Here is a 25,599-nt window from a genome sequence, read left to right on the forward strand (position 1 = left end):
AATGCGCACACCCCGGTAACACACCAGTTCCCGCACAAATCTGTTACCCAACCTTTCCGACGTAACAGTTCCCGAGGTGTACGGTAACGAAAAATCTACATTTTCGGCCTGTCGAAATCCGCCAAACCACCTCAACCCCTTGATTTTACTGGGTTTCGAAAAGTTGGCACGGCACCTGCTATATGTCTGGTACAAGAACAATAACAAGCACAGCAACTCAGAATAAGAACAAGACGAAACGGCTCACGCACAATAAAAACAAGACGGCGGAGGCGCAGCTAACTGATTCTTTTGGAGAGGATGCGTGTTTGGGGCTTGCCCCACGACCAGGCAGAGAACAACAAAAACTGCACTTAAAAGCAGCGCCTGAACTGGTTGGATCGAAGGATCAACGTGACATCAGCGGCCAAAGCAATCCGTTTGCTCTTTACCCCTGGATTGGGGGTCGTCCACAAGCTTCGAGATTTGTGGACAGGGCACTCAACAAAAACAAGAAGCCCAGTAAAAAAACAATAAGAGCACGCAACGACTTCTTGGGGAGCTTAGGCTCCCCTTGTCGTTTCTCCCCTTCAGCAGGGTCTCCTGCTACCGCCTACACCATTCCCCGAGTAAATGCTAGAATCCCCGCCCATCATGCGGCCATTCTCCTATTCTTGGCCGAACATTCCTTCAAACAGTGCATCCCATGCTGAAGAAGCTGTTCCAGTCGTTCCGCCCACCCGTACCGGGCCAGCACCACCGGCGCACCACGCCTGAGGTGATCAACAAGAGCCAACACTCGCTGCAGCGCCACCAGTTCAGCCGCCACGCGGTGAACATCGTCGAGCGCCTGCAGAGTGCGGGCTACCAGGCATACCTGGTCGGTGGCTGCGTCCGCGACCTGATGCTGGGCATCACGCCCAAGGACTTCGACGTCGCCACCAGCGCCACGCCCGAGCAGGTCCGTGCCGAGTTCCGCAACGCGCGCATCATTGGTCGGCGCTTCAAGCTGGTCCACGTGCATTTCGGCCGTGAGATCATCGAAGTCGCCACCTTCCGCGCGCCCCACTCGGAAGACGATCAGGGCGACAGCCACCGTTCGTCGCACAACGCCAGCGGTCGCATCCTGCGTGACAACGTGTACGGCACCTTGGAAGAAGACGCGCAACGCCGCGACTTCACCATCAATGCCCTGTACTACGATCCGGTCAGCGAGCGCATCCTCGACTACGCCAACGGCGTGCACGACATCCGCAACCGCCTGTTGCGCCTGATCGGCGACCCGACCCACCGCTACCAGGAAGACCCGGTGCGCATGCTGCGTGCCGTGCGTTTCGCCGCCAAGCTCGACTTCGGCATCGAGAAGCACACCTTCCAGCCGATCCGCAAACTGGCCCCGCTGCTGCGCGAGATCCCGCCAGCACGCCTGTTCGAGGAATGCCTCAAGCTGTTCCTCTCCGGCCAGGGTGCCATCGCCTTCGAAATGCTGGTCGACCTGGAGCTGTTCGAGCCGCTGTTCCCGGCCAGTGCCCATGCCCTGGACGAGCGCCCGACCTACACCCATACCCTGATCAGCCAGGCGCTGAACAACACCGACCTGCGCGTCAAGCAAGGCAAGCCGGTCACCCCGGCCTTCCTGTTCGCCGCCCTGCTCTGGCCAGCCCTGCCAGGCCGTGTCCTGCACCTGCAGAGCCAAGGCGTGCCGCCGATTCCGGCCATGAACGGTGCGGCCCACGACCTGATTGCCGAACAGTGCGCGCGCATCGCCATTCCGAAGCGCTTCACCCTGCCGATCCGCGAGATCTGGGACATGCAGGAACGCCTGCCGCGCCGCAGTGGCAAGCGTGCCGACGCACTGCTCGACAACCCACGCTTCCGTGCCGGTTACGACTTCCTGCTGCTGCGCGAAAGCGCTGGCGAGGAAACCGACGACCTCGGCCAGTGGTGGACCGACTACCAGGATGCCAACGACAGCGAGCGCCGCGAGATGATCCGCGAGCTCGGCAACCGTGACGAAGGCACCGGTGCCGGCCCGCGCAAACGCAAGCGCAGTGGCAGCAAGCGCAAGCGCAGCGGCGGTGACGAGGCGTTCGAGTGACCACGCGCGCCTTTATCGGCCTCGGCAGCAATCTGGACGCCCCCGCAGAACAACTGCGCAGCGCCCTGCAGGCGCTCGACCAGATTGCCGACAGCCGCCTGGCGGGCGCATCGGCGCTGTACACCAGCGACTCGCTGCTGCCCGGCCAACCGCGTTACACCAACGCGGTAGCTGCACTCGACACCGCCCTGGCACCGCTGGACCTGCTCGACGCGCTGCAGGCCATCGAGAACGACCAGGGCCGTGTGCGCCAGGAGCGTTGGGGCCCGCGCACCCTCGACCTGGATATCCTGCTGTTCGGTGACCAGGTGATCGACGTGCCACGCCTGCAGGTGCCGCACTACCACATGCATGCGCGCCCTTTCGTGCTGTACCCGTTGGCCGAACTGGTGGCGGACGACTTCCGCCTGGCCGATGGCCGCGCCCTCACCCAGTTGCTCGAAGCGTGCCCGTTCGTCGGTCTGGAACGCCTGTAAACCGGGCGTTTGAGACATTATTCAGAACACGGTAACGCCAGTAACACCCTGTTAGTAACATTGCGGTAACAGGGTGATTGACTTCCCCCACCTCGCTCACGACTATAGGCGTCCCGTGTGGCAGCAAAGTGCCGCACACCCGTATTTAGGCCCGGACGGACCTGTGCCCGAACATCACGCGCGATGATGTGCCGCTCCGGAAGATGACTACACGCGTTGTATGCAGTCGTTTTTCACAGCGCCTGAACGAGGATTTTCCTACATGCCTGAAGTAACCCTGACCACCCTGCATGGCCTCAAGGCCAAGGGTGAAAAGATCACCATGCTGACCTGCTACGATGCGACCTTCGCCAAGGCCTGCAGCCAGGCCGGCGTCGACGTGTTGCTGGTGGGCGACTCCCTGGGCATGGTCCTGCAGGGCCATGACAGCACGCTGCCCGTCACCACTGCCGAGATGGCCTACCACACTGCCTGCGTCAAACGCGGCAACGACGGTGCGCTGATCCTCGCCGACCTGCCGTTCATGGCCCACGCCACCCCCGAGCAGGCCTTTGCCAACTGCGCCACGCTGATGCAGGCCGGCGCCCACATGATCAAGCTCGAAGGCGCCGCCTGGCTGGCCGAAACCATCCGCCTGCTGGCCGAACGCGGCGTACCGGTGTGTGCGCATATGGGCCTGACCCCGCAGACCGTCAACGTGCTGGGCGGTTACAAGGTCCAGGGCCGCCAGGAAGCGCAAGCGCGGCAAATGCGCGCCGACGCCATTGCCCTGGAGCAAGCCGGCGCGGCGATGCTGCTGCTCGAATGCGTACCGAGTGAACTGGCCGCGGAAATCACCCAGGCGGTGAGCATTCCGGTGATCGGCATTGGTGCCGGTAGCGCCACCGATGGCCAGGTACTGGTCCTGCACGACATGCTCGGCCTGTCACTGAGCGGCCGGGTACCGAAGTTCGTGAAGAACTTCATGGAAGGCCAGCCCGATATCCAGAGCGCCCTCACTGCCTACGTCAAGGCCGTCAAGGACGTTACCTTCCCCGCTGCCGAACACGGATTCAGCGCATGAACACAGTCAAGACCGTCCGCGAACTGCGTGCCGCCGTCGCCCGTGCACGCGGCGAAGGCAAGCGCATCGGCTTCGTGCCAACCATGGGCAACCTGCACAGCGGCCACGCCGCGCTGGTGACCAAGGCTGCCCAACGTGCCGATTTCGTGGTCGCCAGCATCTTCGTCAACCCACTGCAGTTCGGTGCCAACGAAGACCTCGACAAATACCCGCGCACCCTCGCCGCCGATCAGGAGCGCCTGCTGCAGGCCGGTTGCAACCTGCTGTTCGCGCCCACCGTGGAAGAGATGTACCCCGACGGCATGAGCGTGCAAACCCGCGTCAGCGTACCCAACCTGTCCGAAGGCCTGTGCGGTGCCAGCCGCCCCGGACATTTCGAAGGCGTGGCGACCGTGGTCAGCAAGCTGTTCAACATGGTCCAGCCGGATCTGGCCGTGTTTGGCGAAAAGGACTACCAGCAACTGGCGGTGATCCGCGCCATGGTGCGCGACCTGAACATGCCGATCCAGATCATCGGTGAGCCGACCGTGCGGGCCGAAGATGGCCTGGCGCTGTCGTCGCGCAACGGTTACCTGACGCCGGAGCAGCGGGCCACCGCGCCGGTGGTTTATCGCACGCTGAAGCAGATCGGTAACGCCATCGAGCGCGGCCAGGTCGATTTCGCCGCCCTGATCGAAGACGGCAAGGCACAGCTGGTGGCTGCCGGGCTGCGCCCGGATTACCTGGAAGTGCGTCATGCAGTTAACCTGCGCCCGGCATCGTTCGGCGACCGGGACCTGGTGGTACTGGTAGCGGCTTACCTGGGTAACACGCGTCTGATCGATAACCTTTATCTGCATCTGGACGAGAAGACCGCCTAACCGCCTGGGGGGCTGTGCGCCCCCCAAAATCCCCCGCCATACCCATTCCCTGCGCGCGGCCTTTGCCTATAATGATGGCCAGTCTGAACCCGGCAATCACTGCCCTGTCCAAGGCTCACCACGCATCAAGGAATTCCGCGCAATGGCGTATTACCGTACACCCCACGATGTGACGGCCCTGCCTGCCTGGCAGGCCCTGCAGAAACACCGCGACGCCATGCAAGGCTTCAGCATGCGCGAAGCCTTCGCCGCCGATGCCAAACGCTTCGATCAGTTCTCCCTGAGCTGCTGCGGCCTGTTCCTCGACTACTCGAAAAACCTGATCACCGACGAAAGCCGCAACCTGCTGGTGGACCTGGCCGAACAAGTCGGCCTGCAGGATGCGATCAAGTCGATGTTCAGCGGCGAGATCATCAACGCCTCGGAAGGTCGCCCGGTACTGCACACCGCATTGCGCCGCCCGGTAGGCGACAAGCTCAGCGTCAACGGCGTCAATGTGATGCCGGAAGTGCACAAGGTACTCAACCAGATCACCGAGCTGGTCGGTCGTATTCATGACGGCCTGTGGCGTGGCTACAGCGAAAAGCCGATCACCGATGTGGTCAACATCGGCATCGGTGGCTCGTTCCTCGGCCCCGAGCTGGTCTCCGAAGCCTTGCTGCCTTACGCCCAGCGTGGCGTGCGTTGCCATTATCTGGCCAATATCGACGGCAGCGAGTTCCATGAACTGTCGGCGAACCTGCGCGCCGAAACCACGCTGTTCATCGTCTCGTCGAAGTCGTTCAACACCCTCGAGACCCTGAAGAACGCCATGGCCGCGCGCACCTGGTACCTGGCTCAGGGCGGCTCGGAAGCCGAGCTGTATCGCCACTTCATCGCGGTGTCCAGCAACAAGGCCGCCGCCGTGGCCTTCGGTATTCGCGAAGAGAACATCTTCCCGATGTGGGACTGGGTAGGCGGGCGCTACTCGCTGTGGTCGGCCATCGGCCTGCCGATTGCCCTGGCCATCGGCACCGCCAACTTCAAGGAGCTGCTGTCGGGTGCCTACACCATGGACCAGCACTTCCAGACCGCGCCGTTCGACAAGAACATGCCAGTGCTGCTGGCCCTGCTGGGCGTCTGGTATGGCAACTTCTGGGGCGCCAACAGCCACGCGATCCTGCCGTACGACCATTACCTGCGCAACATCACCAAGCACCTGCAACAGCTGGACATGGAGTCCAACGGCAAGAGCGTGCTGCAGGATGGCACCCCGGTCAAGACCGATACCGGCCCGGTGATCTGGGGCGGCGTCGGCTGCAACGGCCAGCATGCCTACCACCAGTTGCTGCACCAGGGCACCCAGCTGATCCCGGCCGACTTCATCGTGCCGGTGGTCAGCTTCAACCCGGTGGCCGACCACCATCAGTGGCTGTACGCCAACTGCCTGTCGCAGAGCCAGGCGCTGATGCTCGGCAAGACCCGTGAAGAAGCCGAGGCCGAACTGCGCCAGAAGGGCCTGAACGAAGCGGATATCGAAAAGCTCGCGCCGCACAAGGTGATCCCGGGCAACCGCCCGAGCAACACCCTGGTGGTCGAGCGCATCAGCCCGCGTCGCCTGGGCGCTCTGGTGGCGATGTACGAACACAAGGTGTTCGTGCAGAGCGTGATCTGGGGCATCAACGCCTTCGACCAGTGGGGCGTGGAACTGGGCAAGGAGCTGGGCAAAGGTGTCTACCAGCGTCTTGTGGGAAGCCTCGAAGACAGCGCCGAAGATGGCTCCACCCAAGGCCTGATCAACTACTTCCGCGGCCGTCACCGCGGTTGACCGCCAACCTGTGCCGACCTTGTGGTCGGCACAGGTTGAACGCCCCCTCCAGCTACACTGTCCATCGAATAGCCGTTGCCGTCCCTCCGACAAGAGCAGGACCACCCGCCATGTTCGATATCAAGCAGTATCCCCAGGCCCTGGCCGTCAGCCAGTCCGCCAGCCTCTCCCCCGACGACTACCAGCGCCTCTACCGCCAGTCGGTCGATGACCCCGACACCTTCTGGGCCGATCAGGCCAAACGCCTGGACTGGATCAAGCCCTGGTCGAGCGTGCAGCAATGCGACCTGAAGACCGGCAAGGCCTGCTGGTTCGACGGCGCGCAGCTGAACGTCAGCTACAACTGCATTGATCGTCACCTGGCCCAGCGCGGCGAGCAGACCGCCCTGCTGTGGGAAGGCGACGACCCCAAGGATTCCAAGGCCGTCAGCTACCGCGAGCTGCACCGTCAGGTTTGCCGCCTGGCCAATGCCCTGAAAGCACGCGGCGTGCACAAAGGCGACCGGGTGTGCATCTACATGCCGATGATTCCCGAAGCCGCCTACGCCATGCTCGCCTGCACGCGGATCGGTGCCATCCACTCGGTGGTGTTCGGCGGTTTCTCCCCGGATGCCCTGCGTGACCGCATTCTCGATGCCGACTGCCGCACCGTGATCACCGCCGATGAAGGCGTGCGCGGCGGCAAGCGCATCCCGCTCAAGCAGAACGTCGACAAGGCCCTGGCCAACTGCCCCGCAGTCAGCAGCGTGTTCGTGGTGCGCCGGACCGGCGGCGATGTCGCGTGGAACGAGGGCCGCGACCTCTGGTATCACGAAGTGACCGAAAAGGCCGGCGACGACTGCCCGCCCGAACCGATGGACGCCGAAGCCCCGCTGTTCATCCTGTATACCTCCGGCAGTACCGGCAAGCCCAAGGGTGTACTGCACACCACCGCTGGCTATCTGCTGCAGGCGACGATGACCTTCAAGGTGGTGTTCGACTACCGCGACGGCGAGGTGTTCTGGTGCACGGCCGACGTCGGCTGGGTCACCGGCCACAGTTATATCGTCTACGGGCCACTGGCCAACGGCGCGATTTCACTGATGTTCGAAGGTGTACCCAACTACCCCGATACCTCGCGCTTCTGGCAGGTGGTGGACAAACACCAGGTGAACATCTTCTACACCGCGCCCACTGCTCTGCGTGCATTGATGCGTGAAGGTGCAGCACCACTGCAGAGCACCTCGCGCAAGAGCCTGCGCCTGCTCGGCAGCGTGGGCGAGCCGATCAACCCGGAAGCCTGGGAATGGTACTTCGAAGCCGTCGGGCAGAAGCGTTGCCCCATCGTCGACACCTGGTGGCAGACCGAGACCGGCGGCATCATGCTCACGCCACTGCCAGGGGCCCAAAGGCTCAAGCCCGGCTGCGCCACCCAGCCGATGTTCGGCGTGCAACCGGCGCTGCTGGACGAAAAAGGCCAACTGATCGAAGGCCCCGGCGCCGGCCTGCTGGTGATCAAGGCCAGTTGGCCCGGGCAGATCCGCAGCGTCTACGGCGACCACCAGCGCATGGTCGACACTTACTTCAAACCCATGCCCGGTTACTACTTCACCGGTGACGGTGCCCGCCGCGATGCCGACGGCGACTACTGGATCACCGGGCGCATCGATGATGTGATCAATGTCTCCGGCCACCGCATCGGTACTGCCGAGGTAGAAAGCGCACTGGTGCTGCACGACAGCGTCGCCGAGGCGGCCGTGGTCGGCTACCCGCACGATCTCAAGGGCCAGGGCGTGTATGCCTTCGTTACCCCCATGAATGGCATCACCCCGGATGACACGCTCAAGGCCGAGTTGCTGGCACTGGTCAGCAAAGAGATCGGCAGCTTTGCCAAGCCAGAGTTGATTCAGTGGGCACCGGCCTTGCCCAAGACGCGCTCGGGCAAGATCATGCGGCGTATACTGCGCAAAATCGCCTGCAACGAACTGGACAACCTCGGCGACACTTCGACCCTGGCCGACCCCAGCGTGGTTCAGGGCCTGATCGACAAACGCCTCAATCAATAGCGGGCGGCCACGTCCCATGGCCGTCCTGAAGCACAGGACGCCATGGAAGCCCTACGCCGACGCATCGAAACCCAGGTCATGAGCCTCACCGGGCTGGCCCTCGGCCAGCTCGACCTCGAATCCCCCAAGGGCGACCCCGGCCTGTTTGGCCCGCACAGCATCAGCTGGCGGGTGCATGGCGACTTCCCGAGCATGTTGGTCGGCGGAATCAGCGCCCTGATGCTGCAGCTGCTGCACCCGCTGGCCCTGGCCGGGGTGTGGGACCACTCCAATTTCCGCGAAGACCTGCTCGGCCGCCTGCGTCGCACCAGCCAGTTCATCTCCGGCACCACGTTCGGCTCCACCCGTGACGCCGAGTGGTTGATCGACAAGGTGCGCACCATTCACCTGCAGGTGACCGGTACCGCACCCGACGGCCGCCCGTATGCCGCCAGCGACCCAGACCTGCTGACCTGGGTGCATGTGGCCGAAGTCAGCAGCTTTCTCGCCGCCCACCTGCGCTACCGTGACCCGCACCTGTCACGCGCCGACCAGGATGCCTATTACGCAGAAATCGCCCTGATCGCCGAACGCCTTGGGGCGCGCAATGTCCCCCGCTCCTGCCGGCAGATCGAAGACTATCTGCAGCAGATGCGCCCACAACTGCAATGCAGCGCGCATAGCCTGGAAGTGGTCAGGATCCTGCTCGAAGCCCCCGCCCCGAGCCGCCTTGCCGAACCGGTCGGCAAGCTGATGCTGCATGCAGGCATCGACCTGCTGCCAGACTGGGCCCAGGCCATGCTCGGCCTGCAGCAAGGGCCGCTGCAACGGCGCATGATCCGTCTTGGCCTGCGCCGCACAGCACCGATCCTGCGCTGGGCCATGCGTGACGGTTCGGCGCATCGGGCCAGGCGACGCATGGGCATCGAGTGACGGGTAAATGCTCGCCTCAGCGGAACCGATTTAACGTGCCATACTCCAAGCACTCCTGCTTAGACAGACGAAGCGACACATGTACAAAGGATTGACTCGCGCCCTCGGCGCCCTGTTGGCTCTCGTGGCCCTCTACAGCCTCCTCGGCTTCCTCATTCTCCCTGGTGTCGCCTTGCGTATCGCCAACCAGCAGTTGGCGCAATACGCCACCGTGCCGGCGCACCTGCAACGCATCGAGCTCAATCCCTTCAGCCTCGAGCTGACAGTGTGGGGCCTGCAACTCGGCGAGCCCGGCAAGGAGCAGGTCGGCTTCGAACGGCTGTACGCCAACCTGGCACTCGACAGCCTGTGGAAACGTGCCCTGCACCTGCAGGCGATCGAGCTCGACAAGCCACGCAACGAGGTGCTGTTCGCCAAGGACGGCACGCTCAACCTGACCCAACTGTTCAAGTTGCCGGCCAGCGAACCCAAGCCGGAGGCGCCCCCCAGCGGCCCGTTCCCGCTGCGTATCGACAGTATCAAGCTCAGCGGCGGCTACCTGCATTTTCAGGATCAGCGCCCGAGCGAGCCGATCGAGTTCGTCTACGACGACATGAACCTGGAGCTGAAGAACCTCAGCACCCTGCCGGACGACAACGCCGACATGACCCTGGTGGCGATCGGCCCCAACGGCGGGCGGGTCGACTGGAACGGCACTCTCAGCCTGGCGCCGATCGCCTCGCAAGGCACGCTGAAAGTCACCGACGGCAAGATGAAGCTGTTCTGGCCCTATGTACGTGATGCCGTGCCCCTTGTGCTCGAAGACGGCGTGTTCAACCTCGACACCCACTACAAGCTCAACCTGTCCAAGGAAACCGAGCTGTTGCTGGACAACACCATGGTCAAGGTCGCGCCGTTCGCCATCAAGGCACCGGATGGCCGGCAGTTGGTGCGCCTGGCCAATCTGGAGGTGAGCGAGACGTCCATCGACCTGGCAAAGCAGCTGGTCACCGTCGGCAAGGTTCGCAGCGAACAACTGGAAACCTGGGCAGCCCTGGAAAAGGACGGCCAACTCGACTGGCAGAAGCTGTTCGCCAGCCAGCCGGCCAAGGCTACGCCGAAGGAAAAGGCCGAGCCGGCTGCTGCTGAACCAAGCGCAGAAGAAAAAGCCGCGAAAACGCCGAGCAAGCCCTGGCAGGTACTGCTCAAGGACGTACAACTGCGCAACTATCAGGTGCACCTCGCCGACCGCAGTCAGAAGGAGCCGGTGGCACTGGATGTAGGCCCGTTGAACCTCGACATGCAAGGTTTCGACAGCCTCAACCAGTCGCCTTTTACCCTCAAGCTCGACACCGGCGTGGGTAAACAAGGCAAGCTGCAGGCGGCCGGTGAAGTGAACCTGGCGCCGGTCACGGCCAAGCTCGATGTCAGCACCCGTGACATCGACCTGCGGGTCGCCCAGGCCTACATCAGCCCGTTCATTCGCCTCGAGCTACGCAGCGGCATGCTCGCCAGCGACCTCAAGGTCGACCTAAAGAGCACCGAGCCGCTGGCCTTCAGCGTTGCCGGCAAGGCGCAGGTGAACCAGCTGCACACCCTGGACACCATCAAGGGCCGAGACTTTGTCAAATGGCAGCAAGTCAACGTCGATGGCCTGTCGTATGTGCACGGTGATGCCCTGTCGATCGACAAGGTGACCCTGCTGCAGCCCTACGCGCGCTTCATCATCAACGAAGACCGCACCACCAGCGTCGACGACCTGCTCATCCCACAACCGGCCGGCGCGCCGGCCCGCAGCCCGGCCAAGCCAGCCAGCGCCGCGGCCAGCAAGCCCTTGGGCATCCACATCGGCCAGATCGACATCAACGATGGCTCGGCCAACTTCGCCGACCTGACCCTGACGCCGAACTTCGCCACTGCCATCCAGCAGCTCAATGGCCAGATCGGCACCATCGACAACCGCAAGCCGGCACCGGCCAAGGTCGACGTCAAAGGCAAGGTCGACCGTTATGCCCCGGTCACCATCAAGGGTGCACTCAACCCATTCAACCCGCTGGCCAGCCTGGATATCGCCACCAGCTTCAAGCGCGTCGAACTGACCACCTTGACGCCCTACTCCGGCAAGTTCGCCGGTTTCCGCATCCGCAAGGGGCGGTTGAACCTCGACCTGCATTACCTGATCACCAACGGCCAGCTCAAGGCCGAAAACAAGGTGGTGGTCGAGCAGCTGCAGCTGGGTGAAAAGGTCGATAGCCCGGATGCGGTGGACCTGCCGATCCGCCTGGCGATTGCCCTGCTCAAGGACACCGAAGGGCGGATCTCCATCGAACTGCCGGTTTCAGGCGACCTGAACAACCCGCAATTCAGCGTCATGCCAATCGTCTGGCAGACCCTGCGCAACCTGGTGCTACGTGCGGCTCAGGCACCGTTCAAGTTCATCGGTGGGCTGATTTCCGGTGGCGGCTCGGAAGACCTCGGTACGGTGGCATTTGCCCCAGGCTCCAGTGAACTCAGTGGCGACGCGCAGTCAACACTGGACAAGCTCGCGTCAGCCCTCAAGGAGCGCCCGGAGCTGCGCCTTGAGATCGAAGGGACCAGTGCCCAGAGCAGCGATGGCCCGTTGATCGCCCAGCAGCGCCTGGAGCGCGAATACCAGGCGACCTGGTACAAGATCCTGCAGCGCCGTGGCGACAAGGTACCGGCCAACGCCTCGATGCTGCTGGTCGATGACAGCGACAAGCCGGCGATGCTCGAAGGCATCTACCGCACCCGCCTGAAGCAGCAGCCACCGGCCGAATGGGAGCAGTTGAGCCGTGACGAGCGCACCGCCAAGCTGCGCGAGGCGGTGATCAAGTCCTGGGCCGAAAGCACTGCATTGCTGCGAACCCTTGGCCAGGAGCGGGCCAGCAGCATCAAGGACTATCTGGTCGACAAGGGCAAGCTCGAGGATGACCGGGTGTACTTCATCGATACCAACCTGGGGCAGGCCGAGAGTGATGGGCGGGTGATTACGCCGATGCACCTGGATGCCGAGTGATCTCCGTCCTCAGGCCTGGCCCTTTCGCGGCTGAAGCCGCTCCCACAAGGCCTTGTGTGGTATCTGTGGGAGCGGCTTCAGACGCGAAGGGGCCGGTACAGGCTTACACCAGCCGCTGCCCTGACACCGACGGGTGATACAGCGGCTGCACCTTGTTCCCCGCCGGGTCCAGCAAGTGGAAACTGCGCGCCCCGTCACCATGGTTGAACGGCCGGTCGAGCAAGGTCACCCCACGCGCCTTGAAGTACTGGTACCAGGCCTCCAGCTCCTCGACGCTATCCACGATGAACCCATAATGGTCCAGGGTCTGCAGCCCATTGGCCGCCCCTGCCCCACGCCCAAGCGACAGGTTGTCGTTACCACAGGTCAGATAAACCAGGTCTTCGTTGGCCCGGTTCAGCACCTCCATGCCCATGACATCGACATAGAAACGCTCGCACTCCTCCAGGTTGGGCACCAGCAGGGCGATGTGGCGCAGACCATTCAGGCGACCGGGACGAACAGGTAATTCGGACATTGGCGCGACTCCATTTTTGTATACAATTCAGAATAGAATTTAAAACAAAAGGACCGCCCTGTGTATAGCCTGTTTATCAAGACCCGCGTCAAACCCGGTTGCGCCGAGGACTTTCTCACCGCCATCAAGGTCAATGCCGCTGCCTCCGTCGCCACCGAGCCAGGCTGCCTGGTGTTCGACGTCTCCCAGGACCGGATCGACCCGGACGTCATCTACCTGTACGAGATCTATCGCGACGATGATGCGTACGAAGCACACACCCAGACCGCCCATTTCCGCGACAGCCGCCCGCTGGTCGAGCCGCTGATCGTCGAGCAGGAATGCTTCGAGAGCGATGTGATTGCCCGTAATCCGGTGTATTGAGCGCCCATGAGAAAGCCCCGGCGCAGGCCGGGGCTTTTCGGTGAAGGTGGCCAAGTCCGTTTGGCCGACGGGACATTCCTTATTCGGCTTTGAGGCCATCAGCAGAAACGGCCTTGACGCCTTTGATTTTCTTGGTGATATCAACCGCCATTTTTTTCTGCGCTTCAGTAATGGCAGTGGTCGAGGACAGGGAGACAACGCCTTTGTTGGTCTCGACCTTGATGTCGGTGCCTGGAATGCCCTTCTCGGTCATGAGGTCCGATTTCACCTTGGTAGTGATCCAGGTGTCCGAGGTCGCTTCCTTGGCTTTGGTCACCTCACCGGCCGCGATCGTCATGGGGGCCTGGGTGGACTGTTGGGCGAACGCCGCGTTAGCCATGGTCAGGGTCAGAGCGGTAGCAGTAGCGGCAGCAATGGCGAACTTCTTCATGTGGGTCACTCCTGTTTTTCGAAAGGTCTGCGCCGTAAGTCCTGGCGACAGGTAAGAGTGTAGTTGCATGTGCTGTGCCAGCTTTTCCGTCTCGCTTGTTTCCTTATAAATCAACTACTTAGATAATTCATCGGTAAACAGCTGTCGTGCATTTTGCAATCAGGCCGGAAAACCTGCATGCAAGATGCAAGTCCGCAAAAGGTTCCCGAGGCTCATAAAAAAAGGGCCCCGAAGGGCCCTTTTCATGTTGCGTGTCAGTCGCTTAGACGCCCGAGGCCTTGGCCGCGGCGACGTCCTTGATCGACAGCTTGATACGGCCGCGGTTGTCCACGTCCAGTACCAGCACTTCGACTTCCTGACCTTCTTTCAGCACGTCGGTCACCTTCTCTACGCGAGCGTCGCTCAGCATCGAGATGTGCACCAGGCCGTCCTTGCCAGGCAGGATGTTGACGAAGGCGCCGAAGTCGACGATGCGCTCGACCTTGCCGACGTAGATCTTGCCGATCTCGGCCTCGGCGGTGATGCCCAGGATGCGCTGCTTGGCAGCGTCTGCAGCTTCCTTGGTCTCGCCGAAGATCTTGATCGAGCCGTCGTCTTCGATGTCGATCGAAGCCTTGGTCTCTTCGCAGATGGCGCGAATGGTGGCGCCGCCTTTGCCGATGACGTCACGGATCTTGTCGGTGTCGATCTTCATCGCGATCATGGTCGGGGCGTTGGCCGACAGCTCGGTACGCGACTCGCCAATGATCTGGTTCATCTGGCCGAGGATGTTCAGGCGCGCTTCCAGGGCCTGGCCCAGGGCGATTTCCATGATCTCTTCGGTGATGCCGTTGATCTTGATGTCCATCTGCAGCGCGGTAACACCTTTGGCGGTACCTGCAACCTTGAAGTCCATGTCGCCGAGGTGGTCTTCGTCACCGAGGATGTCGGTCAGGACTGCGAACTTCTCGCCTTCCTTGACCAGGCCCATGGCGATACCGGCAACTGGAGCCTTCATCGGTACACCAGCGTCCATCAGTGCCAGGGAAGCACCGCAGACCGAAGCCATGGAGCTGGAACCGTTGGATTCGGTGATTTCCGAAACCACGCGGATGGTGTACGGGAACACGTCAGCAGCTGGCAGCATGGCCTGAACCGAACGACGGGCCAGACGGCCGTGGCCGATTTCGCGGCGGCCGGCACCACCCATGCGACCACACTCGCCCACCGAGAACGGCGGGAAGTTGTAGTGCAGCATGAACGGGTCTTTCTTCTCGCCTTCGAGGGTGTCCAGCAGCTGGGCGTCGCGCGCAGTACCCAGGGTCGCAACGACCAGGGCCTGGGTTTCGCCACGGGTGAACAGCGCCGAGCCGTGAGTCTTCGGCAGCACACCGACTTCGATGTTCAGCGGACGTACGGTCTTGGTGTCGCGGCCGTCGATACGTGGCTTGCCGTTGACGATGTTTTCGCGAACGGTGCGGTATTCGATTTCGCCGAAGATGTCTTTGACTTCGCCAGCCGAAGGTTGGCCTTCTTCACCGGAGAACTTGGCAACGGCCTGGTCACGCAGCTCGCCCAGGCGTGCATAGCGGTCAGCCTTGACGGTGATGGTGTAGCCCTGCGAAACAGCTTCGCCGAACTCGGCGCGGATAGCGTTGAACAGTTCGGTGTTGGCAACGGCCGGTTTCCAGTCCCAGGTCGGCTTGGCAGCTTCGGCAGCCAGCTCTTTGACAGCCTGGATGACAGCCTGGAATTCGTCGTGGGCGAACAGTACGGCGCCCAGCATCTGGTCTTCGGTCAGCTCTTGAGCTTCCGATTCAACCATCAGCACGGCATCGGAAGTACCGGCAACGACCATGTCCAGGCTCGAGGCAGCCAGTTGCTCGTAGGTCGGGTTCAGCAGGTAGCCGGTGCTTTCGTGGAAGGCAACGCGGGCAGCGCCGATCGGGCCTTCGAACGGAATGCCGGAGATCGCCAGGGCAGCCGAGGTACCGATCATCGCAGCGATGTCCGGATCGGTCTTCTTGCTGGTGGAAACCACGGTGCAGACAACCTGCACTTCGTTCATGAAACCTTCTGGGAACAGCGGGCGGATCGGACGGTCGATCAGGCGCGAGGTCAGCGTCTCTTTCTCGGAAGGACGGCCTTCACGCTTGAAGAAGCCACCCGGGATCTTGCCGGCGGCGTAGGTCTTTTCCTGGTAGTGGACCGACAGTGGGAAGAAACCCTTGCCTGGATCGGCCTGCTTGGCACCGACCACGGTTACCAGCACGGTGACGTCGTTGTCGACGGTCACCAGTACGGCGCCGGTTGCCTGACGGGCGATACGGCCCGTTTCGAGAGTAACGGTCGACTGACCGAACTGGAATTTCTTGATTACCGGGTTCACGGTTTCCTACCTTTTTCAGTGGCTCTGGGGGAACTGGTTTCTTGCGAATTCTTGGGCAGAACGGGGAATCGGCCCCATTGACCGTCCAGATACAACACGAGGTTGGGAGCCTGGCTGCTGCGCGGTAAACCGCTCAGCAAAACCAGGCTGCCAACCTCGGAGATACGCGTGGCGTGTCCGACGGCGATGCTGCAAAGCAGCATAGCCGAAGCCTGCGACACGCCATGCACACCACTGACCAGGCCGCTATTAGCGACGCAGGCCCAGGCGACCGATCAGGGCGCTGTAACGAGTGGTGTCTTTGCCCTTCAGGTAGTCCAGCAGCTTACGACGCTGGTTGACCATACGGATCAGACCACGACGGGAGTGGTGGTCTTTATCGTTGGCCTTGAAGTGGCCTTGCAGCTTGTTGATGTTGGCGGTCAGCAGAGCAACCTGCACTTCCGGGCTACCGGTATCGCCGGCGGCTTGCTGGTATTCGGCAACGATCTGAGCTTTTTCTTCAACGCTGAGGGCCATGAGGCTTCTCCAAATTAAACGGATCCCGCAAACGGGGTCCAATAGGCCAGGGACAACACCCTGTATTAATAAAATGAGCTGTGACCGTGCCTACTGACAGCCACCCTCGGTCCACCGGTTTCAGCCAAAGCCTCGGCCGGTGGTTTCGGTCATTCCGACCGAATCAGTCGACGCGGCGCAATGCGCCCGTCTTCGCTCACTTCACCGATACCGATGAAGCGGCCATTGTGATCCTGTACGCGGACCATGCCGAACTGCGGTGCATCCGGAGCACGCACTGCCTGGCCATGCAGCCAGTAGAAAGCGCTGTGCTCGGACAGGCACACCAGTGGCCAGTCCTGCAGCCCGCTGTCGGACGGCATCAGGAAGCGATCGATCGCTTCGTTGCCACCTTCGGCATGGGCCTGCTCGAGTTCCTCGAGGGTTACCGTCTGGGCCAGGGCGAAAGGCCCGGCCTGGGTCCGGCGCAGCTCGGCGACATAAGCGCCGCAGCCCAGGGCCTCGCCGATATCCTCCACCAGGGTGCGGATATAGGTGCCTTTGCTGCAGCCAACCGACAAGCGTGCACGGGTGCCTTCGCACTCGAGCAACTCCAAGCGGCCAATAGTAACAGAACGCGCCTCGCGCTCCACTACCTCTCCTGCACGCGCCAGTTTATACAGCGGCTGGCCATCGCGCTTGAGCGCCGAGTACATCGGCGGTACTTGAAGGATTTCACCGCGAAAACGCGGGATCACGGCTTCGATATCGGCGCGACCAACGGTCACCTCGCGGGTCTGCAGGACTTCGCCTTCAGCGTCCGCGGTGGTGGTAGTCTGCCCCATCTGCATGACCGTTTCGTAGCCCTTGTCGGAATCGAGCAGGTACTGCGAAAACTTGGTCGCCTCACCGAAGCACAGCGGCAGCACGCCGGTGGCCAACGGGTCGAGGCTGCCGGTGTGGCCGGCCTTCTCGGCATTGAGCAGCCAGCGGACCTTCTGCAGCGCAGCGTTGGAGGTGAAGCCCAGCGGCTTGTCGAGCAGGATGATGCCGCTGACGTTGCGGCGGATACGTTTGACCTGGGCCACCGCTTACTCCTTGGCGTCCGGCTCGTCGGCATCCTTGTGCAGGCGGTCTTCGGCCACTGCACGCTCGATCAGCGCCGACAGGTGGACACCGCGGCTGACACTTTCATCGAAGTGGAAGTGCAACTGCGGCACGCTGCGCAGCTGCATCGAGCGGCCCAGGTGCAGGCGCAGGAAGCTCGCGGCGCTGTTCAGGGCCTTGAGCGACTGCTGCACGGCGTCTGGCGTTTCTTCGCCCATGACGGTGATGAAGACCTTGGCATGGCCCAGGTCGCGGCTGACATCCACAGCGGTGATGGTCACCAGACCGACGCGTGGGTCCTTGACTTCACGGCGGATCAGCTCGGCCAGCTCGCGCTGCATCTGATCACCGATACGTTGGGTACGGCTGTATTCTTTGGCCATTCTTGCTACCTGTAACTTAAAGCGGCAAACGCCCGGTGAGGCTTAAGCCTGACCGGGCGCTACCTACTGAGGCGCTGCCCACCGCCCTGCGGCGGGGGCTGGCGCCCTGCTCACCCTTAAAGGGTACGAGCAACCTGGACTTTCTCGAAGACTTCGATCTTGTCGCCGACCTTGACGTCGTTGTAGCTCTTGACGCCAATACCGCACTCCATGCCCGAACGCACTTCGGAAGCGTCATCCTTGAAGCGACGCAGCGATTCCAGCTCGCCTTCGAAGATCACAACGTCTTCGCGCAGTACGCGGATCGGACGGTTGCGGTACACGGTACCTTCGATGACCATACAGCCAGCGATGGCGCCGAACTTCGGCGAACGGAACACGTCACGGACTTCTGCAACGCCCAGGATGTTCTCGCGAACATCGCTGCCGAGCATACCGGTCAGGGCTTTCTTGACGTCTTCGATGATGTCGTAGATCACGTTGTAGTAACGCATATCCAGACCTTCCTGCTCGACGATCTTGCGCGCGCCGGCATCGGCACGCACGTTGAAGCCGAACAGTACTGCATTCGAAGCCAGCGCCAGGTTGGCGTCGCTTTCGGTGATACCACCGACGCCGCCACCGATCACGCGCACCTGAACTTCGTCGTTGCCCAGACCGCCCAGCGAGCCCTGCAGTGCTTCCAGGGAACCACGCACGTCGGTCTTGAGGACGATGTTGAGGGTCTTCTTCTCTTCCTGACCCATGGTCTCGAAGATGTTTTCCAGCTTGCCGGCGTGAGCACGGGCCAGCTTGACCTCGCGGTACTTGCCTTGACGGAACAGGGCAACTTCACGGGCCTTCTTCTCGTCGGCAACCACGGACAGCTCGTCACCGGCTTCCGGGGTACCGTCCAGGCCAAGAATCTCGACCGGGATCGACGGGCCGGCTTCCTTCACAGGCTTGCCGTTCTCGTCGAGCATGGCGCGCACGCGGCCATAGTTGGAACCGCACAGGACCATGTCGCCCTGACGCAGGGTACCGTCCTGAACCAGGATGGTCGCCACCGGGCCACGGCCCTTGTCCAGGCGCGATTCGACCACGACGCCACGACCTGGAGCGGTCGGAGTGGCGGTCAGCTCGAGGATCTCGGCCTGCAGCAGGACGGCTTCGAGCAGTTCGTCGACACCGGTACCCATCTTCGCCGACACCTTGACGAACGGAGTGTCACCACCCCAGTCCTCGGAGGTCACGCCTTCGACGGCCAGTTCGTTGCGGATGCGATCGAGGTCGGCACCCGGCTTGTCGATCTTGTTCACTGCGACCACCAGCGGAACGCCAGCTGCCTTGGCATGCTGAACGGCTTCGCGGGTCTGCGGCATCACGCCGTCGTCCGCCGCCACCACCAGGATGACGATGTCGGTAGCCTTGGCACCACGGGCACGCATCGCGGTGAACGCGGCGTGGCCTGGGGTATCGAGGAAGGTGACCATGCCGCGGTCGGTTTCCACGTGGTAGGCACCGATGTGCTGGGTAATACCACCGGCTTCGCCAGCAGCAACCTTGGCACGACGGATGTAGTCGAGCAGCGAGGTCTTACCGTGGTCAACGTGACCCATGACGGTAACGACCGGCGCACGCGACTCGGTCTGACCTTCGAACTTCAGCGACTCGGCCAGGGAATCTTCCAGGGCGGTATCGCTGACCAGGGTGACCTTGTGGCCCAACTCTTCTGCGATCAGCTGAGCGGTTTCCTGGTCGAGCACCTGGTTGATGGTAACCGGGGTGCCCAGCTTGAACATGAACTTGACCACTTCGGCGCCCTTGACGGACATCTGGTTGGCCAGCTCAGAGACGGTGATGGTCTCGCCGATGGTCACGTCACGAATGACGGGGCCGGTCGGGTTCTGGAAGCCGTGCTGGTTACGCTTCTTCAGCTTGCTCTTGCCACCACGGCCACGACGAGCGCCATCGCTCTCTTCGTCGGTGGTGCGCGGAGCGGCACGAGGCGTCGGAGCCTTTTCCTTCTCCTTGACCTTGACCTTGATCGACACGCGCGGCGCTTCGCCACGACGCTCGCCACCACGACGGTCTTCGTCACGGGTACGGCCTTCGTTGCGACGGGCTTCGTCCTTCTTGCGCTCGGCAGCGCGGGCTGCGGCGTCTTCGGACGCTGGTACGTCGGCGACTACCGGGGCTGGAGCGGCAGCAGGCGCTGGCTCGGCCTTGGCGGCAGGTGCCGGGGCCGGCGCGGCGGCAGCGACGTCGGCTGCCTGACGGCGAGCCTGCTCTTCGTTGCGCTGGCGAACTTCGGCCTCGACCTTGTCGCGGGCGGCATTTTCAGCCGCGCGGCGCTCATCCAGCTCACGCTTCTGCTCAGCCTGGATTTCTTCCGGGCTGCGCTGAACGAAAACTTTCTTCTTGCGTACTTCTACGCTGATGCTCTTGCTACCGGCGACACGCAGGGTGCTGGTGGTCTTGCGCTGCAAGGTAATCTTGCGCGGCTCTTCCGCCTTGCTCTTGTGGCTGCTCTTCAAATGGGTCAGCAGAGTCTGCTTCTCATTGTCGGTCACTACCTGACCGGCGTCGGTGTGCGGCAGACCTGCCTCACGCATCTGCTGCAGCAGGCGCTCTACCGGTGCCTCGACCTCTTGGGCCAGTTCTTTCACCGTGACTTGCGTCATGCACTTCTCTCCTCAGGCCGCGCCTAATTACTCGAACCAGTGGGCTCGGGCGGCCATGATCAACTTGCCGGCACGCTCTTCGTCGATGCCGTCGATGTCGAGCAGGTCGTCAATCGACTGCTCGGCCAGGTCTTCGCGGTTAACCACGCCGCGCACCGCCAGTTCCGCTGCCAGGTCCTTGTCCATGCCCTCGAGGGAGAGCAGGTCGTCGGACGGATGGGCGTCTGCCAGTTTTTCTTCGGTAGCGATGGCCTTGGTCAACAAACGGTCCTTGGCACGAGCGCGCAGCTCATTGACGATATCTTCGTCAAAGCCATCGATGTTGAGCATTTCTTCCAACGGTACGTAGGCAATTTCTTCGAGGCTGGTGAAGCCTTCGTCGACCAGCACTTGGGCCAGCTCCTCGTCGACTTCCAGCTCTTCGATGAAATTGCGCAGGATGTCGCCGGTTTCAGCCTGCTGCTTGGCCTGGATGTCCTTCTCGGTCATCACGTTCAGGGTCCAGCCGGTCAGCTGACTGGCCAGGCGAACGTTCTGACCACCACGGCCAATGGCTTGCGCCAGGTTGTCTTCGGCAACGGCAATGTCCATTGCATGGGCATCTTCATCAACGATGATCGCCGCGACTTCAGCCGGCGACATGGCGTTGATGACGAATTGCGCCGGGTTCTCGTCCCACAGGACGATATCCACACGCTCACCACCCAGCTCGCCGGATACGGCCTGGACGCGCGAACCGCGCATGCCGATGCAGGCACCTTGCGGGTCGATGCGCTTGTCCTTGGAGCGGACGGCGATCTTGGCACGCGACCCCGGATCACGGGAGGCAGCCATGACTTCGATGAGGCCTTCGGCGATTTCCGGCACTTCGATGCGGAACAGTTCGATCAGCATCTGCGGCGCGGTGCGCGACAGGATCAGCTGAGGACCGCGGTTCTCGGTGCGGATTTCCTTGAGCAGCGCACGCAGGCGCACGCCGACACGGAAGGTCTCACGTGGAATGATGTCTTCGCGAGCCAGCAAGGCCTCGGCGTTGTTACCCAGGTCAACGATGACGTTGTCGCGGGTGACCTTCTTGACGGTACCGGAGATGATCTCGTTGACCCGCTCGCGGTAGGCGTCGACCACCTGAGCGCGCTCGGCTTCACGGACCTTCTGCACGATGACCTGCTTGGCGGTCTGCGCGGCGATACGGCCGAATTCGATGGACTCGATCTTTTCTTCGATCACGTCACCGACTTTTGCTTCCGGGTGAGTGTCCTTGATCTTGTCCAGCCAGGTTTCGATCGCCGGATCGTCCAGGTCGTTCTCGTCGACCACGGTCCAGCGACGGAAAGTCTCGTAGCTACCGGTGTGGCGGTTGATTTCCACACGCAGGTCGACTTCGTCCTCAAAACGTTTTTTGGTTGCAGTAGCCAGGGCCACTTCCAGCGCTTCGAAAATGACGCCGGGCGGTACACCTTTTTCGTTGGATACCGATTCAACAACCAGCAGTACTTCTTTGCTCATCGTACGCCTCGCCTTGCGCAAGCCATTGGGCCCGGATAGTCCGCCGGGCCCGGCACGTCTCAGTCAAAACTGGGAATAATATTGGCCTTGTCGATCGAGTCGATCGGCAGCAGGAACTCCTGGTTGTCCACCTGGACCACCACGTCCTGATCCTCCACACCGCGGAGAAGGCCCTGGAAGTTACGACGACCCTCGAAGGGTGAACGCAGCTTGATCTTCACTTGTTCGCCGGCATGCGAGGCAAACTGTTCCAGAGTGAACAGTGGGCGATCCATGCCTGGAGAGGAGACCTCAAGGGTATATTCGCTGCTGATCGGATCTTCTACATCGAGGATCGCGCTGGCCTGACGGCTGACCGCTTCACAGTCGTCCACCAGGATGCCGTCTTCCTTGTCGATATAGATGCGCAGTACCGAATGCTTACCCTGGGATACGAATTCGATCCCCCAGCACTGATAGCCCAGACCCTCGACCACCGGGGCCAACAAGGCCTGCAACTGTTCTAGCTTGCTCGACACCTGAACCCCCTCGTGCATGCTGTGCAAATAAAAAATGGGCGAAGCGCCCATCCCTGAAAGCGCCGTAGGACAACGACGCCGTAAATTTTGTTCGGCTAGCAAAAAGCCCCTGAAAAGGGGCTCCGCTGAAGCTGGTTGCGGGGGCTGGATTTGAACCAACGACCTTCGGGTTATGAGCCCGACGAGCTACCAAGCTGCTCCACCCCGCGACAAAGCTGGGGCGAAAGTATAAGACTTAACCTGCTTATGGGTCAAACCCAAACCTTCACCTGCAAGAAAGCCCGCTAAAGCGGGCTCTCAAGCTTCAATTGGTACCGAGAAGGGGACTCGAACCCCTACACCCTATGGGCACAACCACCTCAAGGTTGCGTGTCTACCAATTCCACCACCTCGGCAATACTACATTTGAAACCCGTTACTTCTGCTCTTCGGCTGGAGGAGGAACATCACCTTTAGGGGCGCTGTCGCTCTTCTGTTCCTGGAGCACCGGTACATCATCATTAACTGCCGGTTTCTGCGGCTCTTTCACTTCTAGCACCGCTGGATCTGGAAGACCTGCTTGGCTAAGCTGGTGAGCTTGTTGCTTCGCGAAGTATCCTAACCCAAGTGCTGTCAAAAAGAAAGTGGCAGCGAGTATAGCAGTCAATTTACTCAGGAAGGTAGCAGAACCTTGGCTTCCGAACACAGTGTTTGAGGCACCTGCGCCGAAAGATGCACCTGCTTCCGCACCTTTACCCTGTTGCAACAGAACCAGCACTACAAGCGACAGCGCTGCCAACAGATGAAAAACAACGATAACTGTTTCCAGCATTTGTTCAGTTTCCTGCGGCGCGACAAATTGCACCGAATTCGTCTGCGTTCAGGGACGCTCCACCAATGAGCCCCCCATCGATATCCGGCATGCCGAACAGTTCGGCCGCATTGGCCGCCTTCACGCTGCCGCCGTAGAGAAGCTGCACGTTTGCGGCAACTTCGGCGTCTTCGGCCGCCAACTGAGCCCGGATGGCTGCATGCACATCCTGAGCCTGTTGAGGCGAAGCCGTCAAACCTGTGCCAATGGCCCAAACCGGCTCATAGGCGATTACAGCATTGGCAAAAGCCTTAACACCGAACGCGTCGATGATACTGCTTAGTTGACCCCCGACAACTTCGAGGGTCTTGCCTGCCTCACGCTCTTCAAGAGTTTCCCCTACGCAGAGCACCGGCATTAAACCACTAAGTTGAGCGGCTGCAAACTTCTCTTTCAGCACTTCTTCACTTTCGCCGATGATCTGGCGACGCTCGGAGTGGCCAATCAAGACCAACTTGCAACCTGCTTCAACCAACTGACTCGGTGCAACTTCACCGGTCAGCGCGCCCTGTTCGGGCTTTACCGCAGAATTCTGTGCTCCGACAGTGATTCCTTTGCCCTGCAGCCCATCAACCACTTGATTGATGAACAGCGCCGGCGGGAACACCGCGACTTCAACACCGTTTGGCACGGACATATTGCCCAGGCCCAGGATCAGCTCAGCGACGCTGGCGCGGGTACCGTGCATCTTCCAGTTACCAGCTACCATGGGGCGACGCATGCTTTACCTCGTCGGTCAAAGTGGGCGCAGATCTTACCCAACCCGATCTGCGCTGGCAAGCCTCTTTCAGGCACAAACTTCTGCGACCAGCTTGGCCAGGGCTTCAGCGTGGCTGCGCACCTGGATTTCATCGTCACCTTCGACCATCACCCGCACCAACGGCTCGGTACCGGACTTGCGCAGCAGCACTCGACCGCGCCCGGCCATGGCCTCGGTGACCTTGGCGCTGGCTTCCTTGACTGCCGGGTGCTCCAGAGGGTCGACCTTGCTTGCGCCAAAGCGCACGTTGATCAACACCTGAGGGCACTTGCGCAGGGCCTGGCGCGCCTGAGCCAGGGTCTCGCCGCGGCGCTTGAGCGCCATCAGCACCTGAAGCGCGGCAATGATCGCGTCACCGGTAGTGGTGTGGTTGCAGCACACGACGTGGCCGGAGTTTTCGCCACCCAACAGCCAGTCGCGCTCGAGCAGCTCGGCCATCACATAGCGGTCACCCACCTTGGCGCGCACGAACGGAATGTCGAGGTCCTTGAGCGCAAGCTCCAGGCCCAGGTTGCTCATCAGCGTGCCGACGACGCCGCCCTGCAGCTTGCCGCGCTCGTGCAGGTCACGGGCGATGATGAACAGCAGCTCGTCGCCATCGACGATGGCGCCCGTGTGGTCGACCATCAGCACCCGGTCACCGTCACCATCGAAGGCGATGCCCAGGTCGGCATGCCCCACCAGCACAGCGGCCTGCAGCGACTCGATGTGAGTGGAACCACAACCTTCGTTGATGTTCAGGCCGTCAGGCTGCGCGTGCAGTACGGTGACATCGGCGCCCAGCTCGCGGAATACGCTCGGGGCAACCTTGTAGGTGGCACCGTGGGCGCAGTCGACCACCAGCTTGAGCCCTTCGAAGCTGGTGCTGCTCGGTACGCTGCTTTTGCAGAATTCGATATAGCGACCCGCCGCGTCATTGATGCGGGAAACCTTGCCCAGCTTGCCCGACTCGACCACGGTCATCGGCTGATCGAGCAACTCTTCGATCATCAGCTCGACTTCGTCAGGCAGCTTGGTGCCCTGGCCGGAGAAGAACTTGATGCCGTTGTCGTCGTGCGGGTTGTGCGAAGCACTGATGACGATGCCCGCTTCAGCATGGAAGGTACGGGTCAGGTAAGCGATGGCCGGCGTCGGCATAGGCCCGAGCAGCATCACGTCAGCACCCGCAGCAGACAACCCGGCCTCGAGCGCAGACTCGAACATGTAACCGGAAATACGCGTGTCCTTGCCCACCAGCACGCGGCAGTTGCCTTGCTTGCGGAAGGCCATGCCAGCAGCCCAACCCAGCTTCAGCATGAAATCAGGGGTGATCGGGTATACGCCGACGCGGCCACGGATGCCGTCGGTACCAAAGTATTTTCTGCTCATAGGGACTCC

Annotated in this window: 21 protein-coding genes and 2 tRNA genes; 9 read left to right on the forward strand and 14 right to left on the reverse strand. The window is 61.8% G+C overall.

The features are described from left to right. Positions 1–685 precede the first annotated feature (685 nt). The 8 genes from J7573_RS14345 to J7573_RS14380 all read left to right on the forward strand — a co-directional run bounded on the left by J7573_RS14345 (position 686) and on the right by J7573_RS14380 (position 12,256). Complete coding sequence (locus tag J7573_RS14345) at positions 686–2,077, forward strand: polynucleotide adenylyltransferase PcnB (RefSeq protein ID WP_294335984.1); 1,392 nt, start codon at positions 686–688, stop codon at positions 2,075–2,077. Then, the gene (gene folK, locus J7573_RS14350; protein ID WP_294335986.1) at positions 2,074–2,553 is read left to right on the forward strand and encodes a 2-amino-4-hydroxy-6-hydroxymethyldihydropteridine diphosphokinase; all 480 of its coding nucleotides are present in this window, start codon (positions 2,074–2,076) and stop codon (positions 2,551–2,553) included. The genes J7573_RS14345 and folK overlap by 4 nt, the downstream gene beginning before the upstream one ends. Positions 2,554–2,815: 262 nt before the next feature. Continuing rightward, complete coding sequence (gene panB / locus J7573_RS14355; protein WP_294335988.1) at positions 2,816–3,616, forward strand: 3-methyl-2-oxobutanoate hydroxymethyltransferase; 801 nt, start codon at positions 2,816–2,818, stop codon at positions 3,614–3,616. Further along, a complete protein-coding gene (panC, locus tag J7573_RS14360) occupies positions 3,613–4,476 on the forward strand; it encodes a pantoate--beta-alanine ligase (protein WP_294335989.1) in 864 nt (287 codons plus the stop codon). Before panB ends, panC begins: the two co-directional genes overlap by 4 nt. A gap of 142 nt (positions 4,477–4,618) precedes the next feature. Further along, complete coding sequence (gene pgi, locus J7573_RS14365; RefSeq protein WP_079226483.1) at positions 4,619–6,283, forward strand: glucose-6-phosphate isomerase; 1,665 nt, start codon at positions 4,619–4,621, stop codon at positions 6,281–6,283. 110 nt (positions 6,284–6,393) lie between these two features. Further along, on the forward strand, positions 6,394–8,328 hold the full coding sequence (gene acs, locus J7573_RS14370) for an acetate--CoA ligase (RefSeq protein ID WP_294335992.1): 1,935 nt from the start codon (positions 6,394–6,396) through the stop codon (positions 8,326–8,328). A gap of 42 nt (positions 8,329–8,370) precedes the next feature. Beyond that, on the forward strand, positions 8,371–9,240 hold the full coding sequence (locus tag J7573_RS14375) for an oxygenase MpaB family protein (protein WP_294335993.1): 870 nt from the start codon (positions 8,371–8,373) through the stop codon (positions 9,238–9,240). Positions 9,241–9,319: 79 nt separating this feature from the next. Further along, a complete protein-coding gene (locus tag J7573_RS14380; RefSeq protein ID WP_294335994.1) occupies positions 9,320–12,256 on the forward strand; it encodes a DUF748 domain-containing protein in 2,937 nt (978 codons plus the stop codon). Positions 12,257–12,359: 103 nt separating this feature from the next. Here the strand turns inward: J7573_RS14380 and J7573_RS14385 are convergent, their stop codons facing one another. After that, complete coding sequence (locus J7573_RS14385; protein ID WP_110639843.1) at positions 12,360–12,773, reverse strand: VOC family protein; 414 nt, start codon at positions 12,771–12,773, stop codon at positions 12,360–12,362. 60 nt (positions 12,774–12,833) lie between these two features. On the opposite strand from J7573_RS14385, the gene J7573_RS14390 reads away from it, so the two are divergent. Then, positions 12,834–13,136, forward strand: a complete 303-nt coding sequence (locus tag J7573_RS14390; protein ID WP_294335995.1) for a putative quinol monooxygenase — start codon at positions 12,834–12,836, stop codon at positions 13,134–13,136. 79 nt (positions 13,137–13,215) lie between these two features. On the opposite strand, the gene J7573_RS14395 is transcribed toward J7573_RS14390, so the two are convergent. The 13 genes from J7573_RS14395 to glmM form a co-directional block, all read right to left on the reverse strand. After that, the gene (locus J7573_RS14395) at positions 13,216–13,566 is read right to left on the reverse strand and encodes a BON domain-containing protein (protein WP_294335996.1); all 351 of its coding nucleotides are present in this window, start codon (positions 13,564–13,566) and stop codon (positions 13,216–13,218) included. 262 nt (positions 13,567–13,828) lie between these two features. Next, entirely contained in the window at positions 13,829–15,934 is a 2,106-nt protein-coding gene (pnp, locus tag J7573_RS14400; protein WP_110639653.1) for a polyribonucleotide nucleotidyltransferase, read from the reverse strand. 249 nt (positions 15,935–16,183) lie between these two features. Next, positions 16,184–16,453 (reverse strand): 30S ribosomal protein S15, encoded by a 270-nt coding sequence (gene rpsO, locus J7573_RS14405; RefSeq protein ID WP_003249971.1) that lies wholly within the window; start codon positions 16,451–16,453, stop codon positions 16,184–16,186. Positions 16,454–16,602: 149 nt separating this feature from the next. Further along, positions 16,603–17,520 (reverse strand): tRNA pseudouridine(55) synthase TruB, encoded by a 918-nt coding sequence (gene truB / locus J7573_RS14410; protein WP_294336022.1) that lies wholly within the window; start codon positions 17,518–17,520, stop codon positions 16,603–16,605. Between the two features lie 3 nt (positions 17,521–17,523). Continuing rightward, complete coding sequence (rbfA, locus tag J7573_RS14415; protein WP_085677211.1) at positions 17,524–17,922, reverse strand: 30S ribosome-binding factor RbfA; 399 nt, start codon at positions 17,920–17,922, stop codon at positions 17,524–17,526. Between the two features lie 116 nt (positions 17,923–18,038). Next, on the reverse strand, positions 18,039–20,585 hold the full coding sequence (gene infB, locus J7573_RS14420; protein WP_294336028.1) for a translation initiation factor IF-2: 2,547 nt from the start codon (positions 20,583–20,585) through the stop codon (positions 18,039–18,041). 27 nt (positions 20,586–20,612) lie between these two features. Further along, entirely contained in the window at positions 20,613–22,094 is a 1,482-nt protein-coding gene (gene nusA / locus J7573_RS14425; protein ID WP_110639657.1) for a transcription termination factor NusA, read from the reverse strand. Positions 22,095–22,153: 59 nt separating this feature from the next. Beyond that, positions 22,154–22,612, reverse strand: a complete 459-nt coding sequence (gene rimP, locus J7573_RS14430; RefSeq protein WP_054885662.1) for a ribosome maturation factor RimP — start codon at positions 22,610–22,612, stop codon at positions 22,154–22,156. A gap of 132 nt (positions 22,613–22,744) precedes the next feature. After that, positions 22,745–22,821: transfer RNA gene (locus J7573_RS14435), tRNA-Met, on the reverse strand. A gap of 100 nt (positions 22,822–22,921) precedes the next feature. Next, a tRNA-Leu gene (locus J7573_RS14440) sits at positions 22,922–23,007 on the reverse strand. Positions 23,008–23,027: 20 nt separating this feature from the next. Next, positions 23,028–23,423 carry a preprotein translocase subunit SecG gene (gene secG, locus J7573_RS14445; RefSeq protein WP_294336038.1) on the reverse strand — a complete coding sequence of 132 codons (396 nt, stop codon included), beginning with the start codon at positions 23,421–23,423 and terminating at the stop codon, positions 23,028–23,030. A 4-nt stretch (positions 23,424–23,427) separates the two neighbouring features. Next, a complete protein-coding gene (tpiA, locus tag J7573_RS14450; RefSeq protein WP_294336041.1) occupies positions 23,428–24,183 on the reverse strand; it encodes a triose-phosphate isomerase in 756 nt (251 codons plus the stop codon). Between the two features lie 66 nt (positions 24,184–24,249). Next, positions 24,250–25,590 carry a phosphoglucosamine mutase gene (gene glmM / locus J7573_RS14455; RefSeq protein WP_294336044.1) on the reverse strand — a complete coding sequence of 447 codons (1,341 nt, stop codon included), beginning with the start codon at positions 25,588–25,590 and terminating at the stop codon, positions 24,250–24,252. Between the last annotated feature and the right edge of the window lie 9 nt (positions 25,591–25,599).

Source organism: Pseudomonas sp., assembly GCF_017744435.1.
In the GTDB taxonomy this organism is placed as follows: domain Bacteria; phylum Pseudomonadota; class Gammaproteobacteria; order Pseudomonadales; family Pseudomonadaceae; genus Aquipseudomonas.

What these genes read in the sequence shown, in the direction of transcription:
- secG (WP_294336038.1), bottom strand. Translation starts at nt 23,423, where the DNA reads ATGCTGGAAACAGTTATCGTTGTTTTTCATCTGTTGGCAGCGCTGTCG.
- rpsO (WP_003249971.1), bottom strand. Translation starts at nt 16,453, where the DNA reads ATGGCCCTCAGCGTTGAAGAAAAAGCTCAGATCGTTGCCGAATACCAG.
- tpiA (WP_294336041.1), bottom strand. Translation starts at nt 24,183, where the DNA reads ATGCGTCGCCCCATGGTAGCTGGTAACTGGAAGATGCACGGTACCCGC.
- J7573_RS14385 (WP_110639843.1), bottom strand. Translation starts at nt 12,773, where the DNA reads ATGTCCGAATTACCTGTTCGTCCCGGTCGCCTGAATGGTCTGCGCCAC.
- J7573_RS14345 (WP_294335984.1), top strand. Translation starts at nt 686, where the DNA reads ATGCTGAAGAAGCTGTTCCAGTCGTTCCGCCCACCCGTACCGGGCCAG.
- glmM (WP_294336044.1), bottom strand. Translation starts at nt 25,590, where the DNA reads ATGAGCAGAAAATACTTTGGTACCGACGGCATCCGTGGCCGCGTCGGC.
- infB (WP_294336028.1), bottom strand. Translation starts at nt 20,585, where the DNA reads ATGACGCAAGTCACGGTGAAAGAACTGGCCCAAGAGGTCGAGGCACCG.
- nusA (WP_110639657.1), bottom strand. Translation starts at nt 22,094, where the DNA reads ATGAGCAAAGAAGTACTGCTGGTTGTTGAATCGGTATCCAACGAAAAA.
- pgi (WP_079226483.1), top strand. Translation starts at nt 4,619, where the DNA reads ATGGCGTATTACCGTACACCCCACGATGTGACGGCCCTGCCTGCCTGG.
- acs (WP_294335992.1), top strand. Translation starts at nt 6,394, where the DNA reads ATGTTCGATATCAAGCAGTATCCCCAGGCCCTGGCCGTCAGCCAGTCC.
- rbfA (WP_085677211.1), bottom strand. Translation starts at nt 17,922, where the DNA reads ATGGCCAAAGAATACAGCCGTACCCAACGTATCGGTGATCAGATGCAG.
- J7573_RS14375 (WP_294335993.1), top strand. Translation starts at nt 8,371, where the DNA reads ATGGAAGCCCTACGCCGACGCATCGAAACCCAGGTCATGAGCCTCACC.
- J7573_RS14395 (WP_294335996.1), bottom strand. Translation starts at nt 13,566, where the DNA reads ATGAAGAAGTTCGCCATTGCTGCCGCTACTGCTACCGCTCTGACCCTG.
- panB (WP_294335988.1), top strand. Translation starts at nt 2,816, where the DNA reads ATGCCTGAAGTAACCCTGACCACCCTGCATGGCCTCAAGGCCAAGGGT.
- J7573_RS14380 (WP_294335994.1), top strand. Translation starts at nt 9,320, where the DNA reads ATGTACAAAGGATTGACTCGCGCCCTCGGCGCCCTGTTGGCTCTCGTG.
- panC (WP_294335989.1), top strand. Translation starts at nt 3,613, where the DNA reads ATGAACACAGTCAAGACCGTCCGCGAACTGCGTGCCGCCGTCGCCCGT.